This is a genomic window from Kitasatospora sp. NPDC056800, assembly GCF_042789775.1.
Taxonomy (GTDB): Bacteria; Actinomycetota; Actinomycetes; order Streptomycetales; family Streptomycetaceae; genus Kitasatospora.
In genome coordinates, this window is the sequence record NZ_JBHUAL010000120.1 from 12,188 (window position 1) to 29,153 (window position 16,966).

A 16,966-nucleotide genomic window follows, 5' to 3' on the forward strand; every position below is an offset into this window, starting at 1 on the left:
GGAGGCCCTGGCCACCGGCCGCTGCCGCCCGCCGCGGCGGCCCCCGCTACCGGTCCCGGAAGTGCAGGACGAAGCGGGCACTGCTGCCGTCGATCCGCCGCCGTACGTACAGCGCCGGAGCGCCGTCCGGGGTGCAGCTGACCCCCTCGCGCACCAGCAGCGCGGTGCCCGGCGGGACGCCCAGCAGCTCGGCGTCCGCGAGGTCCGCGCCGACGGCGCCGAAGGCCCGCCAGTCGTACTCCAGCTCCACCCCGGCGGCCCGCGCCAGGTCCGGCACCAGGTTCCCGGGGCGGCCCGGCCGGACCAGCTCGGCGGGCAGCGGGCCGAACGGCACCCAGTAGCTGCACGCCGCCCGGGCCCGCCCGCCCAGCCGGATCACCGAGTCCACCCGGGACAGCTCCGCGGGAGTGCGGCCCAGCTGGCGGGCCGCCTCCGCGTCCTGCGCCGAGCCGGTGACGGGCGGAGCGGCCACCACGAACTCCCCGTCGGTGGACTCGTCGTTCGGCAGCGCGGTGGGCACGCTGCCGAGGTCGAAGCGCTGGCTGCGCGGGTCCACGGCGATCGACACCCGGACGGCGGGCGGGCGGACGAAGGTGCCCACACCCCGGCGGATCTCCACCACGGCGGCCCGCTCCAGCTCCGCCACCGCCTGCCGTACGGTCAGCCGGTTCACGCCGAACTCGGCGCTCAGCTCGGGCTCGCTGGGCAGCCGGGTGCCGGGCGGGTAGGCGCCGGCGTCGACGCGCTCCTGGAGCCGGCGGGCCAGGCGGCGGTACACCGGGGTGTTCGGGGAGCTCGGGGTGTCCGGGGGGTTCGTCGCCACGGGCCCGATCCTACGGAGCCCGCCCGGGCCGCCTGCGCCGCTCGGGCCGCCTGTGTCGCCTGTGCCGCCTGCGCCCCTCGTCACCGCTCGGGCCGCCCGGGCGCCGTGCCGTACGGGACACCGCGGCCCCCGGGTCGCCGTGGGCGGGCGATGGGCGTGGGATAGAAGGATGTACCGATCGAGGCCCGCGTCGGCGAGACCCGCGCCACCGAGGCTTGCCCGGCGGCCCCCCGAGGGGTTACACATCTAGACGTCTAGATGTCTCCGCCTCCGGATCTCCCCGTCTCCTCCCGGGTGCGGCCCCACCGAAAGGCCTCCCGCATGTCCCTGGTCAACTTCCGCGACGCCGCCGCCCTCGGCGACCCCGAGGGCCGGCGGGTCCGCCCCGGTGTGCTGTACCGCTCCGCCCAGCCGTTCCCGGCCGCCGACGAGGCCACCGTCGCCCAGCTGCGCGGCTGCGACATCCGCACCATCGTGGACCTGCGCGACCCGCGCGAGACCGACCCCGCCGACTGGGCCGCCGCCGAGTCCGCCGGGATATCCGTCGTCGCCGCCCCGGTGAACCCCGCCACCGACGCCCTCACCGCGCGGATGGGCACCATGGCCACCGCCGCCGACCTGGGCGACTTCTACGTCCTGCTGGCCGAGTCCGCGCCCGACGCGGTGGCCGCCGCCGTCGACGCCACCGTCCGCCCCGGCGCCGTCCTGCTGCACTGCGCCGCCGGCAAGGACCGCACCGGCCTGCTGACCGCCCTCCTGCTGGACCTCCTCGGCGTCCCCGCCGAGCGCATCGTCGCCGACTACACCCGCACCGCCGACGCCCTCCCGCAGATCTTCGCGGGCCTCGCCGAGCGCCACCGCACCGCCCTCAACGACCGCACCACCTCCCGCGTCACCGACTCCCGGGGCCGCAACCTGACCATCCCCGCGCCCCTCCTGGAGGCCCCGGCCGAGGCCATGTCCGTCTTCCTCGACCGCGTCCGCACCCACCACGGCGGCGCCGCCTCCTTCCTCCCCTCCTGCGGCGTCCCGGCGGCCACCCTCGGCGCCTTCCGCACCAAGGCGGGCACCGCCGCCTGAGCCCGACCTGTCGGAGCCCGCGCCTACGCTGGCGGGCGATGAGCTACCAGGCGATGTGGTTCCTGATCCCCGCGCCCGCCGACGTCGTCGAGCGGCACGGGCCGCGGCTGCGGGCGCTGCTCGACGCGCACGCCGCGGACCCGGGCAACCGGGCGCTGCGCCGTCGTTGGGAGCGGGAGGGGCTGGCGCCGGAGGAGTTGGAGGAGCTGGCCGTCGGTCCGCTCGGGGAGGACCCGGACGGCCTGTACGCGGTCTGGGAGGACTGCGGGACGGCCGGCCCGTGCGCCGCCGTCCAGGCCCGCAACCGCTACCCGGTGCTGGGGCTGGCGCACGGCCTCGGCCCGGAGCGGACGGCCGGGCTGCCCGGCTGGTTCGGGGACGTGGTTGTCGGGCCTGAGGAGGTGCGGGCCGCCCTCCCGGCCGTCGAGGCGGTGTTCGACCTGGACGGGGCCGAGCGGCGGGCCCTCGACGCCCTGCGGACGGACGACCTCTCCGGCCTCTTCGACGCCGTCCTCCTGGTCTGGCGGGCCGCAGCCGAGGCCGGTCACGGGCTGATCGGCGCGCAGTTCGTCCCATAGCGGTGCGCCCCTGGCGCCGCGCCCGTAGGCGTGCCCTAATCCCGTTGCGCCGTGCCGTCGGTGCTGGCAGCGTGGCCGGGCGGGCAGCGTGCCGGGGCGGAAGGGGGTGGCGCGGGATGACCGCTCTGCGCGAGATCCGGGCCGACCACGACGGGCGGACGATCGTGCTCTACCAGGCCTACCCGCCGGCGATCGCCGACGCGGCGCTGGCGGCGGGCCGGTTCACGGCGCCGTTCGGCTTCCACCGGATGACGTGGATCAAGCCCTCGTTCCGCTGGCTGATGCACCGCAGCAACTGGGCGCAGAAGCCCGGCCAGACCAGGGTGCTGGCGGTCCGGATCACCCGGGAGGGCTGGGAGGAGGCGCTCGCCCGCGCCGTCCTGACCACCGCGCACCCGGACGAGGTGGCCCGCGCCGAGGTCCACGTGCAGTGGGACCCGGAGCGGTCGCTGCGCGGGGCGGCGCTGAACCACTACAGCATCCAGGTGGGCGTCGGCCGGTCGCTGGTCCGCCGTTACGCCGAGGAGTGGGTCGTCGGGCTCACCGACCTCACCCCGCAGGTGCAGCGGATCGCCGCGCTGGTCCGCGGCGGGCAGGCGGCGAAGGCGCAGCGGCTGCTGCCGCCCGAGCGCCCGTACCCGCTGTCCGCCGCGACGGCGCGGCGCCTCGGCCTGGGGTGACCCGAGGCCCCGGGGCGACCAGAGGCCTGGGATGCCCCGAGACCTGGGGCGACCCGGGGCCTCACACGTCCCGTCGCCGCACCACGACCACCGTCACCGCCACCGCCACCGCGCCCCACACCCCCATGGTGATCCACGAGTCCAGCACGCTCGGCGCGTACTTCCCCATCGTGGTCCTGGAGTTCGGTGTGATGGTGAGCCGCTGCACGGTGGCCAGCGGCAGGTGGGTGCCGATCTCCTTCAGCCACCGGTAGCGGTCCCCGCCGAACATCATCGGCAGGATGAACATCAGCATCACCAGCGACACGATCGAGGCGGTGGCGTGCCGCAGCAGCGCGCCCAGCGCCATCCCGATCAGCGCGCAGACCGGCACGATCGCCGCGTAGGCGAGCACGGCCCGCAGGCAGCCCGCGTCGGTGATGGAGAGCCCGACGTGCCGGGAGGCCAGCATCGCGTTGATGGTGAGGAAGGAGACCGCCGAGACGACGAGCCCGGCGAGCGCGGTGATCCCGCCGATCAGCAGCACCTTGGCCGCGATCACGCCGCGCCGGTCCGGGACGGCGGCGAAGGTGGTGCGGATCAGGCCGGTGGTGTACTCGCCGAAGACGGTGATCGCCCCGAGGCTGCCGGCCGCGACCGCCATCAGGTCGCTCGCGATGCTTCCGAGGCCGTGGAACAGCGGGTCGTAGGTGTACGGGGAGCGCCCGGGCATCGGCGCGGGCGGGTGGTCGATGTACGTCAGGTCGGTGTGGACGGCGTTCACGTTGACCGCGATCGCCACCAGCGAGGCCAGCGCCAGCACCCAGTAGGTGGAGCGCAGCGAGCGCAGTTTGATCCACTCGGCGGCGAGCAGGTCGAGGAACCGGGGGGTCGGCTCGGCGACGGAACCGGTGGAACCGCCGGAACCGGTGGAACCGAGGGCCATGGCGTTCATGCTGCTCATCGGGCTTCTCCTGCCAGGTACTCGACGCTGTCGGCGGTCAGGGACATGAACGCCGACTCCAGCGACGACGTCCGGGCGGCCAGTTCGTGCAGCACCACGCCGTGCCGCAGCGCGAGTTCGCCGATCCGTTCGGCCGGCATCCCGGTGACGGTCCCGAACCCCGGCTCCGTCAGCCGTACTTCGGCCCCCTCCGCGCGCAGGACCCCGGCCAGCGAGGCGAGTTCGGGTCCTCGGACGGCCACCGAGGAGACCGCGTTGCGGGCCGAGAACTCGGCGAGGCTCTCGTCCGCGATCAGCCGGCCGCGCCCGATCACCACCAGCCGGTCGGCGGTGTGCTCCATCTCGGCCATCATGTGGCTGGAGACGAAGACGGTGCGCCCCTCGGCGGCGAGCCGGCGGAACAGCCCGCGCACCCAGAGCACGCCCTCCGGGTCCAGCCCGTTGAGCGGCTCGTCGAAGAGCAGCACCGGCGGGTCGCCGAGCAGCGCGCCCGCGATGCCGAGCCGCTGCTTCATGCCCAGCGAGTAGCCGCCGATCCGGCGCCCGGCGGCCTTGCCGAGCCCGACCTCGGCCAGCACCTCGTCCACCCGCCGGAGCGGGATGCGGTTGCTCCGGGCCAGGGCCGACAGGTGTGCCCGGGCGCTGCGCCCGCCGTGCACGTCGCCCGCGTCCAGCAGGGCGCCGACGTGCCGCAGGCCGCGCGGCCGGTTCGCGAAGGGCACCCCGGCCACGGTGGCACTCCCCCCGGTGGGGGTGTCGAGGCCCAGGATCATCCGCAGCGTGGTGGACTTGCCCGCCCCGTTGGGGCCGAGGAAGCCGGTCACGGTGCCGGGCCGGACGGTGAAGGTCAACTGGTCGACGGCCGTGGTGGCGCCGTACCGCTTGGTCAGTCGCTCGATCTCGATCACGGGGACAACGCTGCCGGTCGGGCCCCCGCCCGGGCATCGGGCCGCGGGCCACAACCGCGGGCGGCCGCACTGGCCCCGGGGATTACGCCCCCGGGCCAATGTGCCGCCGTCCGGGCCGCCGCTACCATCGCGTCATGATCACCGAACCCCGTCCGCCGCTGCTCAGGCGCCTGCCCGCGGGCGTGTGGGTGGGGGCGCTGTGGACGGCCCTGGTCGTGTTCCGCTTCTTCACGCGCGAGAACGAGCTGCACCACCTGCTGAACTACCACGGCAATCCCGAGGACATGCCGATGGTGGTCACCGCGGTGGTCACCACCCTGGTCGCGACGCTGCTGGTCCGGCTGCCGCTGCTCGCCGTCGTGGTGGCGCTCGGGGGCGGGATGTTCGCGCTCGGGATGTGGGGCGTCCCGGAGGCGGCGCCGCTCCAGTTCCTGATCGCCGACGCGGTGGTCGGCTACTGCGCGGCCACCCGCTCCCGCCGGGTCTCGCTCACCGCCCTGGCGCTGCCGCTCGCCACCCTCGCCGGGCTGCTGCTCTGGGGCGCCGTCAACGACTACCCCGTCAACCCGCTCGCCTACGGGGGTTTCGCGGCCACCGTGCTGATCGCCTGGCTGATCGGCAACACCGTGCACCAGGGCCGGGCCCACACCGAGGCGCTGCGCGGCCGGGCCTCCGAGCAGGCCATCACCGCCGAACGGCTGCGCATCGCCCGCGAGTTGCACGACATGGTGGCCCACAACATCGGCATCATCGCGATCCAGGCCGGCATGGGCAGCCGGGTCATGGACACCCAGCCCGCCGAGACCCGGGCCGCCCTGGAGGCGATCGAGGCCACCAGCCGGGAGACCCTGGCCGGGCTGCGCCGGATGCTCGGCGCGCTGCGGCAGGGCGCGGGGGAGCCGGCGCCGCTCGAAGTGATGCCCGGACTGGGCGAGTTGGACCGGCTGGTGGAGAAGGCGGCGGGCGCCGGGGTGCGGGTGGCGCTCACCCGCCGCGGCGAAGCCCGTCCGCTGCCGTCCGAGGTGGACCTCGCCGCCTACCGGATCGTCCAGGAGGCGGTCACCAACGTGGTCAAGCACTCCGGCACCCGGGACTGCCACGTCACCGTCGGGTACGGGCCGCGGGAGCTCGACGTCACCGTCGTCGACCTGGGCGCGGGCGCGGCGACCGGCACCCCCGGCACCGGCTACGGGCTGGCCGGCATGCGCGAGCGGGTCGCCCTGCTGGACGGCGAGTTCGCGGCCGGCCCGCGCCCCGAGGGCGGCTTCCGGGTCGCCGCGCGGCTGCCGCTCCCCGAGACCCCGGCCGTGCGGACCCCGGCCGTGCAGACCCCCGTCGAGCCCGCCGTCGGGACCGCCGTCGGGACCGCCGTCGAGACCCCCGTGGAGGTGGGACCGTGATCCGTGTCGTCCTGGTCGACGACCAGCCGCTCATCCGCACCGGCCTGCGCGTGCTGATCGCCGACGCCCCCGACCTGGAGGTGGTCGGCGAGGCCGGCAACGGCGCCGAGGCCGTCGAACTGGTCGCCCGGCTGCGCCCCGACGTCGCCGTGATGGACATCCGGATGCCCGGCATGGACGGCATCGAGGCCACCCGCCGGATCACCGCCGACCCGGACCTGCCCACCCACGTCCTCGTCCTCACCACCTTCGACGACGACGACTACGTCTACGGCGCGCTGCGGGCCGGGGCGAGCGGGTTCCTGGTCAAGGACCTCGCCCTGGAGACCATCCTGGACGGCGTCCGGGTGGTCGCCGCCGGGGACGCCCTGCTGGCCCCCGGTATCACCCGCCGGCTGATCGGCGAGTTCGCCGCCCGCCCGGACGCCGACGCCGCGGCCAGGCCCCGCAGGCCGGTCGCCGAGGCCGTCACCGAGCGCGAGCGGGAGGTGCTCACCCTGGTCGGCCGGGGCCTGTCCAACGCCGAGATCGCCGCGGAGCTCACCATCAGCGTGGCCACCGCCAAGGCCCACGTCGCCCGGCTGTTCACCAAGCTCGACGCCCGCGACCGGGTCCACCTGGTCATCCAGGCCTACGAGTTCGGGCTGGTCAGCGCGTAGAAGCGTGTAAAGCGCGCAAGGCGCGTAACGCGCGAAAAGCATGCAGAGCGCGTCACGCGAGAGCGCCGGAGCGGGCCCGCACGGCCCACTCCGGCGCTCGCCTCACCCGGTCGTCAGTGGACGACCGCGTGCGAGATCTGGCAGCCGCTCACGCCGTTCGACCAGGTGCCCTGCATGGCGAACGAGCCCGTCGCGAACGCCACGTTCTGCGCGCCGCCCGTCCCGCCGACCCCGTTCCAGGAGCACTTGTCGGCGTTCTCGTACCCGGTCGAGTCGGTCCAGCCGCCCGCCGGGTTCTGGTCGGTGATGGTCTCCGAGTACTCGTGGCCGTACACGATGGTCACGCCGTCCAGGGTGCCCGCGCTGCCGCTGTTGACGTAGTTCTGGCCGCAGGAGCTGCCCATGTCGGTCACGTACGGGTCGTTGGTGAACGCCACGTCGCCGTACGGGGAGGAGGCCGCGCCGCCGCTCAGGGTGGTGTCGCCGTTCCAGTCGTGCCAGGCGCAGAAGCCCCCGTTCGGGGTGTTGAAGCCGTCCGGGTGGGTGCCGGTCGGCGACAGCACCACGTACTGCACGTTGCGGTTGGAGGCGGCGGTGGTGTTGCCGAAGTGCCCGGCCGCCTTGACGGCCTCGGCGGCCAGCTGGTTGCCGCTGGCCTGGCCCGGAGCGGCGGCGGACCCGTCGACCCAGACGCCGGCCAGCGCGCCGCCGGTCGGGTAGCCGACGTGCGTCGAACCGGTCGGGCAGCTGGTCGCGCCCGCGGCGACGCCCTCGCAGTACTGGGTCATGACGCCGGACCAGGTCTCGCTGTTGGTGCCGAGGCCCTTGAACAGCTGCTGCGCCCGGACGGCCTCGCCCTTCGGGTCGCCGGTCAGGGTGGTGTAGCCGCTGGAGTTGGTGCCCTGGGTGCCCCACTGGGAGCCCCAGAAGACCAGGTAGACCTTCGGCGCGCCGGTGGTGACGCCGATGCCGTCGACGCCGCCGCCGTAGCTGAGGTTGTTGCCCGCGGCCTTCGCGGAGTTGCCGGCCTCCTTGGTCGGGTGCGCGCCGTGCCGGTAGGGGTGCGGCTGTCCGGCGAACTCGCCGGCCGGCCGGTTGTCCTGGGCGGCCTGGGCGACCGGGGCGGCCGCGAAGCCGGCGGCGGCCAGCGCCAGGGCGCTGAGCCCGGTCAGGGCCCGCAGTCGCATCCGGCGGGAGGTGGGGGAGATGCCCATCGTGAGGGTTCCTCTCTGGTGCCGGCCGCGGCCGGGTACGGCGCGGCGGCACGGTGGGGGACGAAGGGGGAGGAGCACGACGACGGCGAGCCGGACCTGCCGGCGGCCCGTCAGGGACGACCAGCGGGGTGGGATGGGGGACCGGTTCACCGCCGACCGCCGGAAGCAAAGCACCGCCGCCGAAACCGCTTCAAGCACGCAAAGGGTAAGACCCGCCCCAAGGAACGCCCGGGCGGACGTAGCGAACGTCAAAAGCCCGCAGCTGGACGTGGGTTGATGCGCGTAGCGCAGCCGAATGCCAACAGTTGAGAGGCGCTTCTACACCGTATGCGCCGTCAGGTCGTCGCCGAAGGTCGACTCAGGGGCCCTCGACCTCGCCGATCCGCATGATCCGGCCGTGCGAGTCCAGCACCACGTCGTAGGCGTTGCCGTGGCAGCCGTACGGGTCGGCCGGTTCGCGCTCGGCCAGGCAGTCGTCGATGTGGGCGATCAGCTCGTCGAGGGGGACGGTCCTGGCCGGTTCGTCGTGGGTGACGTCGACCAGGGTCGCCGCCACGCCCGCCCCCGCGAAGCCGTAGTGGACGGGGCTGCCGACGGGCTCGTAGCGGGCGGAGCCGCAGCTGAAGCGGGCGGACCGGGCGGTGAGTTCGGCCGGTCCGGCGGAGACGACGACGAGGAAATCGTGGCCGGGGCGGCCGGTGGGAACGGCGCACCCGGGCCCGGCGGAAGACCCCGTGGAGGGCTCGGCTGAGGGTTCGTCGGGAGACGCGGGCGCGTCCGGCGAGTCCGGCGGGGCGGGCACGTCGGGCGAAGCGGACGAGTCGGGCGAGGCGGAGGAGAAGGCGGCGGACGGCTCGGCCGAGCCGGAGTAGTACTCCTCCTCCTCGTAGAAGAGGCCGTCGTCCTCGTCCAGCAGGTCGTCCGCGCCCTCGTCGGCCAGCGCGGCGGCGGAGGCGGCGGCCACGGTGGGGCCGGAGTCGGCGGGCGTGCAGCCGGTGAGGACGGCGGCGGCGCCGCAGGCCAGCAGGGCGGCGGCGAGGAGCATGCGGGGGGTGGCCATGACACAAGTCTCCCCGGGCGGCGGCGGTTGGCGGTACCCGCTTAACACGACCGGGGCCCGGCCCGTGGTTCCCGCCAGGGCCCCTCCCCCGCCGGATGTGCGGATCCGGCGGGGGAGGGGAGCCGATGAGCGGCCGTCAGGCGGCGGCAGGGGAGCAGGTGGCGGCCGTCAGGCGGCCACCGGCCGGCCCGCCTCGTACGCCTCGCGCACCCGGGCCTGCGCCCGCGCGCCCGCCGCCAGGTGGTCGAGGCCGAGCAGCGCCGCGCCCAGCACCGGCGGGGCGACGACGACGCGCGGCTCGGCCAGCGGCGCGGCCTCGGCGAGCCGGGCGGTCACGTTGTCCAGCAGCAGCGGATGCCGGGAGGCGAGCACGCCGCCGCCCAGCACCACCGGGGTGGGGGTGTCCAGCAGGTCCAGGCGGCGGAGCGCCACCACCGCGAGCCGGACGATCTCGTCGGCCTGGCGGTCGATCAGCCCCCGCGCCACCTCGTCGCCCTCGTCCGCGACGGCGAACAGCACCCGGACGATCTCGTGCAGCCGCGCGTTCGGCAGGTGCCCGAGGTGGACGGCCTCGGCGACGGCGCCGGCGCCGGGCAGGCCGAAGTGCTCGGCGATGGCGCGGGCGAGCCCGGTCGGCCTGCCGCGCCCGTCCTCCGCGCGGACGGCGTGCCACATGCTGGCGACGGCGAGTCCGGAGCCGCCGCCCCAGTCGCCGGTGAGCTCGCCGAGGGCGGGGAAGCGGGCGGTGCGGCCGTCCGGCAGCAGGCCGACGCAGTTGATCCCGGCGCCGCAGACCACCGCGACCCCGCGCGGGCCGTCGGTGCCGGCCCGCAGCAGGCCGAAGGTGTCGTTGACGACGGTGTTGCCGGCGCCCCAGGGGTGGGACTCCAGCGCCACCCGCAGCGCCTCCTCCTCGACCGGCAGGTCGGCGTTGGCCAGGCAGGCGCTGACGTGGCCGGTGAGCACGCCGCTCCAGGACGGGTGGCCGGCCTCGGCGGCGGCCTGCTCGACCAGCGGGGCGAGGCCGGCGACGGCCGCCGCGCCGCCGATCTTCTGCGGTTCGAAGCCGCCGCCGCGGGCGGTGCCGAGGATGCTGCCGTCGGTGCCGATCAGGGCGACGTCGGTCTTGGAGTTCCCCGCGTCGATGGCGAGGACGCCGGGCAGGAGTGGTTCGGGCTGGTGGGTCATCAGGTCCCCGCGGCTCGTACGTGGCCCGGGCCGTTGGTCGTCGGCCGGGTGCCCGGCGGTGGTCCCGGCCGGGTGGCCCGGCCGAAAGGTCCCCGGCCGGGGGTGGACGGTCTCCTCGCGGTGCCCGTCCGGCGACCGGGGGCGGTCGCCGGACGGCGCGGAGCGGGCCGGGTCAGGCCCAGGCGAGGTGCTCGCGGTTGTGGGCGAGCAGGCGGTCCGTGAGCTGGTCGGCCAGCTCGATCTGGCCGACCAGCGGGTGGGCGAGCAGGGCGTCGAAGACCCGGTCGCGGCCGCCGCGCAGGGCGGCGTCGAGGGCGAGCTGCTCGTACGAGGTGACGGCGGCGACCAGTCCGGCGTACAGCGGCTCGACGGGCCGCTGCGGCAGCGGGCGCACGCCCCGCGCGTCCACCTCGGCCGGCACCTCGATGACGGCGTCGTCGGGCAGGAACGGCAGCACGCCGTCGTTGCGGGTGTTCACCACCTGGACGGACGTGCCGCCGCCGGTGCCGAGCAGCGCGGCGATCAGCTGGACGGCCGCCTCCGAGTAGAAGGCGCCGCCGCGCTTGCCGAGCAGCTCGGGCTTGGTGTCCAGGGCCGGGTCGGCGTACAGCTCCAGCAGCTGCCGCTCGATCTCGGCGACCTGCGCGGCCCGCGAGCCCTGCTCCCTCAGCTCCGCCACCACGGCGTCGTGCTGGTAGAAGTACCGCAGGTAGTAGGACGGCACGACGCCGAGCCGCTCGATGACGGCCTGCGGCAGGTGCAGGTCCTCGGCGATCTCCTTGCCGTGCGAGGAGAGCAGCTCGGGGAGCACCTCGCGCCCGGTCATGGCGCCCGGGGCGTCCAGCAGGGTCACCCCGCGCTCCCAGGTCAGGTGGTTGAGCCCGACGTGGTCGAGCCGGACCAGCTCCGGGTCCACGCCCAGGTGCCCGGCGAACTTGCGCTGGAAGCCGATCGCGACGTTGCACAGCCCGACGGCCTTGTGGCCGGCGGTCTGCAGCGCCCGGGTGACGATGCCGACCGGGTTGGTGAAGTCCACGATCCAGGCGTCCGGGTTGGTCCGGCGCACCTGCTCGGCGATGTCCAGCACCACCGGGACGGTGCGCAGCGCCTTGGCGAGCCCGCCGGCGCCGGTGGTCTCCTGCCCGACGCAGCCGCACTCCAGCGGCCAGGTCTCGTCCTGGTTGCGGGCCGCCTGCCCGCCGACGCGCAGCTGGAGCAGCACGGCGTCGGCGTCCGCGACGCCCGCCGCCAGGTCCGTGGTCACCGTGACGACCGCGGGGTGGCCCTGCCGGGCGAAGATCCGCCGGGCCAGGCCGCCGATCAGCTCCAGCCGCTCGGCGGCCGGGTCGATCAGCACCAGCTCGCCGACCGGCAGGGTGTCGCGCAGCCGGGCGAAGCCGTCGATCAGCTCCGGAGTGTACGTCGAACCCCCGCCGACGATTGCCAACTTCAGTGCGGACATCAGCCCTTGACCCCTGTCAGTGTCACGCCTTCGATGAAGGCCTTCTGAGCGAAGAAGAAGAGGACGATCACCGGGGCCATCACCATCATGGTGGCGGCCATGGTGAGGTTCCAGTTGGTGTGGTGGGCGGCCTTGAAGGACTCCAGCCCGTAACTGAGCGTCCAGGAGTCGTGGTTGTTGCTGGCGTAGATCTGCGGGCCGAAGTAGTCGTTCCAGCAGTAGAAGAACTGGAACAGCGCGACCGCGGCGATGGCCGGCTTGGCCATCGGCAGGACCACCCGCAGCAGGGTGCGCAGGTCGCCGCAGCCGTCGATCCGGGCGGCCTCGATGTACTCCCTGGGGATGGTCATCAGGAACTGGCGCAGCAGGAAGATGGTGAACGCGTCGCCGAAGGCCATCGGGATGATCAGCGGCCAGAGCGAGCTGCTCAGGCCCATCTGCTTGGACCAGAACAGGTACATCGGGATGACGGTGACCTGCGGCGGCAGCATCATCATCGCGATGACCGCCATCAGCGCCAGGTTGCGGCCGCGGAAGCGGAACTTGGCGAGCGCGTAGGCCACCGGCAGGCTGGAGACCACGGTCAGCACGGTGCCGGCCACGGCGTACAGCAGGGTGTTGCGCCACCAGGTGAGGAAGCCGGGGGTGTCCCAGACCTTGCCGTAGTTGCCCCAGTTCCAGCTGGTCGGCCAGTAGTCGGTGGTGAGCGCCTGCCGGTCCGACATCACCGAGGTGAGGAAGACGAACACGAAGGGCAGCAGGAAGAACAGCGCGGCGGCGATGGCCAGCGCGTGCACGGCCACCCAGTTGAGGGCCGCGCGGCGGCGGGCGGCCCGGGCGGCGGGTCCGCCGGGGCGGGAGGGGCCGGCCGCGGCCGGTGCCCTCGTGAGCGTGGAGCCAAGAGTCATGATCAGGTCCTCACGGGCCGCTAGTCGTCGCTCGCCATGAAGCCGGACCGGCGGCGGAGCAGGATCGAGGTGACGGCCATCGAGATGGCGAACAGCACCAGGGCGACGACGCAGGCCGCGCCGTAGTTGAAGCTCTGGAAGCCGAGCTTGTAGACCATCTGCGGCAGGGTCCAGGTGGAGCCGTTCGGGAAGCCGGGCTCGAAGGGCTGGCCGGAGCCGCCCGCGATGCCGCTGGCGACCTTCCCGGCGACGATCGCCTGGGTGTAGTACTGCATGGTCTGGATCACCCCGGTGACCACCGCGAACATGATGATCGGCGAGATGTTCGGCAGGGTGACGTACCGGAACCGCTGGAACGGGCCGGCGCCGTCCAGCGAGGCCGCCTCGTACTGCTCCCGGGGGACGTCCAGCAGCGAGGCCATGAAGATGACCATCAGGTCGCCGACGCCCCACATGGCGAGCAGGGTGAGCGCGGGCTTGGACCAGTCCGCGGAGGCGAACCAGCCGGGCTGCGGCAGGCCGAGCTCGCCCAGCAGGTGGTTGACCGGGCCGGTGCCGGGGTTGAACAGGAAGGCGAAGGCGACGGTGGCGGCCACCGGCGGGGCCAGGTACGGCAGGTAGAAGGCGGTGCGGAAGAAGCCGGCGCCGGTCTTCACCTTGGTGATGAGCATCCCGATGCCCAGGCCGAAGACGACCCGCAGGGTCACCATCACGACGACCAGCCACAGGGTGTTGCGCAGGCCCTGCCAGAAGGTCGGCAGGTGGTTGAAGACGTAGTCCCAGTTCTTCAGGCCGCTGAAGGTCGGGGCGCCGAAGCCGTTGTACGAGGTGAAGGAGAAGTAGGCGGTGGAGACGAGCGGGTAGGCGAAGAAGACGCTGAACCCGATCAGCCAGGGGGAGAGGAAGGCGAGGGTGCGGGCCGCCTCCCGGCGGCGCTTCCGGCGCAGCAGGTGCTGCGTGGAGGGCGCCGCCGGGCCGGTCGGTCCCGCGTCGGCCTCGTCGCTTCCCTTGCGGGTGCCGAACGCGAGTGACATGGGAGCTCCGTGGACCGTTCCCCGGCCTACTTGGCCTGGGCGATGTCGGTGTCGATCTGCTTGGCCGTGGCGGCCAGACCCGCCTGGAGGTCGCCCTGCTTGCCGGACTCGTAGTCGTAGCCGAGGTTCTGCAGGGTGATGATGTAGCTGCCGCCGTTGACGGCCGGCGGGGTGGTGCCGGAGTGGGCGTTCTTGGCGACGTCCAGGAAGGTCTTGAAGTTCCGGTCGCTCACCAGCTTCGGCGAGTCCAGCGCCTCGAAGGTGCTCGGCACGTTGTGGATCGCGTTGGAGAAGTTCACCACCGCGTCGGTGTCCGTGGTCAGGTACTTGACGAACTCCCAGGCGGCGGCCTGCTTCTTGCTGGTGCTGGCGATGCCGATGATGGTGCCGGTCTGGTAGCCGCGGCCGTAGGTGTCGGCCTGGTCGTCCGGGACGGGGAAGGCGGCGGTGGCCCACTCGAAGTCGGGCTTGTCCTTGGCGAGCGAGGCGGTGCGCCACTCGCCGTCGAGGGCCATCGCGACCTGGCCGGTGTGGAAGGGGTTCTTGGCGCTGAACTCCTCGCCGAAGGTCGCGCGGTACTTCTCCAGCTTGTCGTAGCCGCCGAGCTGGTCGACCAGGCCCTTCTGCCACTTGAACATCGCGGCGACCTTCGGGTCGGTGGCGATGTTCGACTTGCCGTCGGCGCCGAAGTAGGTCGCGCCGTACTGGCCGAGGAAGTGCTCGGTGGTGGACTCGTAGCCGTGGTACAGCGGCATGTAGCCGAGCTGCTTGTACGAGTCGCCGTCGGCGACGGTCAGCTTGGCGGCGTCCTCGGCGAACTCGCTGAAGGTCTTCGGCGGGTTGGCGATGCCGGCGTCGGCGAAGGCCTTCTTGTTGTAGTACAGGCCGTACGCGTCGCCGAGCAGCGGCAGCGAGCACTGGTTGCCCTGGAACTGCGTGTAGTTGAGCATCGTGGCCGGGAAGGTCTTGGCCGGGTCGATGCCGCTCTTCTGGAGCATCGGCTTGAGGTCGACGAAGGCCTTGGTCGAGCAGAACATGCCGACGTTGTTGGTGGTGAAGGAGGAGACCACGTCCGGCGCGTCCGAGCCGCCCGCCCGCAGGGCCTGGTTGACCTTGTCGTCCTCGAGGCTGTCCACGGCCTTGACGTGGATGTTGGGGTGGGCCTTCTCGAAGGCGGCGATGTTGTCGTTGATCGCCTTCTTCTCGTTCTCCTGGCTCCAGCCGTGCCAGAAGGTGATGGTGACGTCCTTGCCGCTGGCCGAGTCGTCGGAGCCGCCCGAGTCGCTGGAACCGGTGCAGGCGGAGGCGAGCAGGGCCAGGACGGCGCTGCCGGCGACGGCGGCGATCGTGCGGCGGCCTCTGCGGGAGGTGGTGGCGTGCACTTCGGGATCCTCCTGGGGGTGCGCGGGCAGGCCTCGTTGCCTCGGGTCCCGCGTTCGGGGGTTGGGGAGAGGTGGGTGCAGGTGGCGAGGTGACAGGGGGAGCGTCAGTGGGGGCGTCGAGTCGATCGGGGGCGGACGTCAGTGGGTGGAGAAGACCGCCTCGCGGGCGTCGGACAGGGCACGTTGCAGGGCGCCGAGCAGGACCGGCGAGCCGGACAGGGCGGTGCTGCGGACCTCCGGCCGGGCGATGGAGATCCGCGCCAGTTCGTCCTCGACCAGCGCGCGCAGCCGTTCGCCGCCCGCGCTCGGCACCACACCGGAGAGGACCACCAGCTGGGGGTCGACGACGGCGACGATCACCGCCAGCCCGACGGCGAGCCGCCCGGCCAGCTCGGCGAGGAAGGCGTCGCCGGCGCCGGGGGTGGCCAGCGCCCTGGCGATGGACTCCTGCGCGGTGGCCGCGCCGAGCCCGTGCTCACGGGCCAGCGACCGGACGGCGGGCGCGCCGACCAGCGCCTGGAACCCGCCGAACTTGCGGCGGCGGGCGTCCCACTCGACCGGGGAGTCGGGCAGCGGCATGTAGCCGACCTCCCCGGCGCCGCCGGTGAAGCCGCGGTGCAGCCGCCCGGCGATCACGATCGCCGCGCCGACCCCGGCCCCGGCCCAGAGCAGGACGAAGTCCTCGAAGCCGGCCGCGGCGCCCGAGGAGCGCTCGGCGACGGCGGCCAGGTTCACGTCGTTCTCGATCGACACCGGCGCGCCGATCGCCTCGGTCAGCTCCTCGACCAGCCGCGGCGAGTGCCAGCCCGGCAGGTGGGAGGCGTAGCGCAGCTTGCCGGTGACCGGGTCGGGGGCGCCGCCGACCCCGATCGCGACGGTGCGCAGGGCGCCCTCGGGCAGACCGGCGGCCCGGACCGCCTCGGCCACCGCGGCGGCGACGGTGGGCACGGTCGCGGCCGCCGGCACGCCCTTGGTCGGCACGGTGTGCCCGGCCAGCGTGGTGCCGGTGATGTCGGCGACGGCGACCTCGATGCCGCTGTTGGTGACGTCCAGTCCGGCGACGTACCCGGCGGCCGGATTCACCTGGTACAGCCGGGCGTTGGGGCCGGGCCCGCCCGCCGTGGTGCCGACCGGCAGGACCAGCCCGGCCGCCTCCAGCCGGGCCAGCAGCTGGGAGGCGGTGGGCTTGGACAGCCCGGTGAGGGTGCCGATCTGGGTACGGGAGAGCGGCCCGTTCTCCAGCAGCAGTTCGAGGGCGGCGCGGTCGTTGATGGCGCGCAGCAGACTGGGGGTGCCGGCGAGGGGGGCCTTGGCGGTGCTCTTGGTCATGCCCGGCATCCTCCTCTTCCGGCTGGTCGTCGACGTCCCGCGGGTGTCCCCGGCGTGGGGAGCGGGCGGGTTTCGGACGAACTGTTAGGAAACTTTCCAGTCGCTAGGGAAGGACCGTAAGCGCCCTGTCGTAGGGGTGTCAATGGTGGGCGGAGCGGAGGATGCCGAAGCGTTACCCGACACCACGAAGCCCCGCCCCCACCGTGGTGGGAGCGGGGCCGACACCCACCCGGCCCCACACGGAAATCCGTATGAGGAAGAAAAACAAGCGCGTCACCCTCCCCGGAAGAGGAGGGTGACGCGCCAATGAATCAGGGT

The 16,966-nt window shown here is 73.8% G+C and carries 16 protein-coding genes; 5 read left to right on the top strand and 11 right to left on the bottom strand.

The annotated features are described in order from the left end of the window. Positions 1–46: 46 nt before the first annotated feature. Positions 47–823, bottom strand: coding sequence for a GntR family transcriptional regulator (locus tag ACFRQN_RS24475; protein ID WP_380742112.1), 777 nt, complete (start codon positions 821–823; stop codon positions 47–49). Between the two features lie 321 nt (positions 824–1,144). Between ACFRQN_RS24475 and ACFRQN_RS24480 the strand changes: the two genes are divergently transcribed. The 3 genes from ACFRQN_RS24480 (at position 1,145) to ACFRQN_RS24490 (ending at position 3,161) form a co-directional block, all read left to right on the top strand. Then, the gene (locus ACFRQN_RS24480) at positions 1,145–1,903 is read left to right on the top strand and encodes a tyrosine-protein phosphatase (protein ID WP_380742114.1); all 759 of its coding nucleotides are present in this window, start codon (positions 1,145–1,147) and stop codon (positions 1,901–1,903) included. A gap of 38 nt (positions 1,904–1,941) precedes the next feature. Further along, entirely contained in the window at positions 1,942–2,481 is a 540-nt protein-coding gene (locus tag ACFRQN_RS24485) for a hypothetical protein (protein WP_380742116.1), read from the top strand. Positions 2,482–2,597: 116 nt separating this feature from the next. Then, the gene (locus tag ACFRQN_RS24490; RefSeq protein ID WP_380742118.1) at positions 2,598–3,161 is read left to right on the top strand and encodes a DUF4291 domain-containing protein; all 564 of its coding nucleotides are present in this window, start codon (positions 2,598–2,600) and stop codon (positions 3,159–3,161) included. A 61-nt stretch (positions 3,162–3,222) separates the two neighbouring features. Here the strand turns inward: ACFRQN_RS24490 and ACFRQN_RS24495 are convergent, their stop codons facing one another. Then, a complete protein-coding gene (locus ACFRQN_RS24495) occupies positions 3,223–4,104 on the bottom strand; it encodes an ABC transporter permease (RefSeq protein WP_380742121.1) in 882 nt (293 codons plus the stop codon). Further along, entirely contained in the window at positions 4,101–5,012 is a 912-nt protein-coding gene (locus tag ACFRQN_RS24500; RefSeq protein ID WP_074005608.1) for an ABC transporter ATP-binding protein, read from the bottom strand. The genes ACFRQN_RS24495 and ACFRQN_RS24500 overlap by 4 nt, the downstream gene beginning before the upstream one ends. A gap of 134 nt (positions 5,013–5,146) precedes the next feature. On the opposite strand from ACFRQN_RS24500, the gene ACFRQN_RS24505 reads away from it, so the two are divergent. Both ACFRQN_RS24505 and ACFRQN_RS24510 read left to right on the top strand, forming a co-directional pair. Then, positions 5,147–6,412, top strand: a complete 1,266-nt coding sequence (locus ACFRQN_RS24505) for a sensor histidine kinase (protein ID WP_380742123.1) — start codon at positions 5,147–5,149, stop codon at positions 6,410–6,412. After that, positions 6,409–7,071 (top strand): response regulator transcription factor, encoded by a 663-nt coding sequence (locus ACFRQN_RS24510; RefSeq protein ID WP_049653795.1) that lies wholly within the window; start codon positions 6,409–6,411, stop codon positions 7,069–7,071. Before ACFRQN_RS24505 ends, ACFRQN_RS24510 begins: the two co-directional genes overlap by 4 nt. Positions 7,072–7,184: 113 nt before the next feature. On the opposite strand, the gene ACFRQN_RS24515 is transcribed toward ACFRQN_RS24510, so the two are convergent. The 8 genes from ACFRQN_RS24515 to ACFRQN_RS24550 all read right to left on the bottom strand — a co-directional run bounded on the left by ACFRQN_RS24515 (position 7,185) and on the right by ACFRQN_RS24550 (position 16,648). Beyond that, complete coding sequence (locus tag ACFRQN_RS24515; protein WP_380742125.1) at positions 7,185–8,285, bottom strand: hypothetical protein; 1,101 nt, start codon at positions 8,283–8,285, stop codon at positions 7,185–7,187. A gap of 358 nt (positions 8,286–8,643) precedes the next feature. Next, the gene (locus ACFRQN_RS24520) at positions 8,644–9,345 is read right to left on the bottom strand and encodes a hypothetical protein (RefSeq protein ID WP_380742127.1); all 702 of its coding nucleotides are present in this window, start codon (positions 9,343–9,345) and stop codon (positions 8,644–8,646) included. A 168-nt stretch (positions 9,346–9,513) separates the two neighbouring features. Continuing rightward, positions 9,514–10,533, bottom strand: coding sequence for an N-acetylglucosamine kinase (locus tag ACFRQN_RS24525; protein WP_380742129.1), 1,020 nt, complete (start codon positions 10,531–10,533; stop codon positions 9,514–9,516). Between the two features lie 172 nt (positions 10,534–10,705). Further along, positions 10,706–11,995 carry a 6-phospho-beta-glucosidase gene (locus ACFRQN_RS24530; RefSeq protein ID WP_380742131.1) on the bottom strand — a complete coding sequence of 430 codons (1,290 nt, stop codon included), beginning with the start codon at positions 11,993–11,995 and terminating at the stop codon, positions 10,706–10,708. Further along, entirely contained in the window at positions 11,995–12,903 is a 909-nt protein-coding gene (locus ACFRQN_RS24535; protein WP_049651466.1) for a carbohydrate ABC transporter permease, read from the bottom strand. Before ACFRQN_RS24535 ends, ACFRQN_RS24530 begins: the two co-directional genes overlap by 1 nt. Before the next feature lie 20 nt (positions 12,904–12,923). Continuing rightward, positions 12,924–13,937 carry a carbohydrate ABC transporter permease gene (locus tag ACFRQN_RS24540; RefSeq protein WP_117489905.1) on the bottom strand — a complete coding sequence of 338 codons (1,014 nt, stop codon included), beginning with the start codon at positions 13,935–13,937 and terminating at the stop codon, positions 12,924–12,926. A 26-nt stretch (positions 13,938–13,963) separates the two neighbouring features. After that, the gene (locus ACFRQN_RS24545) at positions 13,964–15,319 is read right to left on the bottom strand and encodes an ABC transporter substrate-binding protein (protein WP_380742134.1); all 1,356 of its coding nucleotides are present in this window, start codon (positions 15,317–15,319) and stop codon (positions 13,964–13,966) included. Between the two features lie 138 nt (positions 15,320–15,457). Continuing rightward, on the bottom strand, positions 15,458–16,648 hold the full coding sequence (locus tag ACFRQN_RS24550; RefSeq protein WP_049651468.1) for an ROK family transcriptional regulator: 1,191 nt from the start codon (positions 16,646–16,648) through the stop codon (positions 15,458–15,460). Positions 16,649–16,966: the final 318 nt, after the last annotated feature.

Excerpts from the sequence above, each read along its gene's own strand:
- ACFRQN_RS24480 (WP_380742114.1), top strand. The coding sequence starts at position 1,145 with ATGTCCCTGGTCAACTTCCGCGACGCCGCCGCCCTCGGCGACCCCGAG.
- ACFRQN_RS24485 (WP_380742116.1), top strand. The coding sequence starts at position 1,942 with ATGAGCTACCAGGCGATGTGGTTCCTGATCCCCGCGCCCGCCGACGTC.
- ACFRQN_RS24490 (WP_380742118.1), top strand. The coding sequence starts at position 2,598 with ATGACCGCTCTGCGCGAGATCCGGGCCGACCACGACGGGCGGACGATC.
- ACFRQN_RS24495 (WP_380742121.1), bottom strand. The coding sequence starts at position 4,104 with ATGAGCAGCATGAACGCCATGGCCCTCGGTTCCACCGGTTCCGGCGGT.
- ACFRQN_RS24505 (WP_380742123.1), top strand. The coding sequence starts at position 5,147 with ATGATCACCGAACCCCGTCCGCCGCTGCTCAGGCGCCTGCCCGCGGGC.
- ACFRQN_RS24515 (WP_380742125.1), bottom strand. The coding sequence starts at position 8,285 with ATGGGCATCTCCCCCACCTCCCGCCGGATGCGACTGCGGGCCCTGACC.
- ACFRQN_RS24520 (WP_380742127.1), bottom strand. The coding sequence starts at position 9,345 with ATGGCCACCCCCCGCATGCTCCTCGCCGCCGCCCTGCTGGCCTGCGGC.
- ACFRQN_RS24525 (WP_380742129.1), bottom strand. The coding sequence starts at position 10,533 with ATGACCCACCAGCCCGAACCACTCCTGCCCGGCGTCCTCGCCATCGAC.
- ACFRQN_RS24530 (WP_380742131.1), bottom strand. The coding sequence starts at position 11,995 with ATGTCCGCACTGAAGTTGGCAATCGTCGGCGGGGGTTCGACGTACACT.
- ACFRQN_RS24535 (WP_049651466.1), bottom strand. The coding sequence starts at position 12,903 with ATGACTCTTGGCTCCACGCTCACGAGGGCACCGGCCGCGGCCGGCCCC.
- ACFRQN_RS24540 (WP_117489905.1), bottom strand. The coding sequence starts at position 13,937 with ATGTCACTCGCGTTCGGCACCCGCAAGGGAAGCGACGAGGCCGACGCG.
- ACFRQN_RS24550 (WP_049651468.1), bottom strand. The coding sequence starts at position 16,648 with ATGACCAAGAGCACCGCCAAGGCCCCCCTCGCCGGCACCCCCAGTCTG.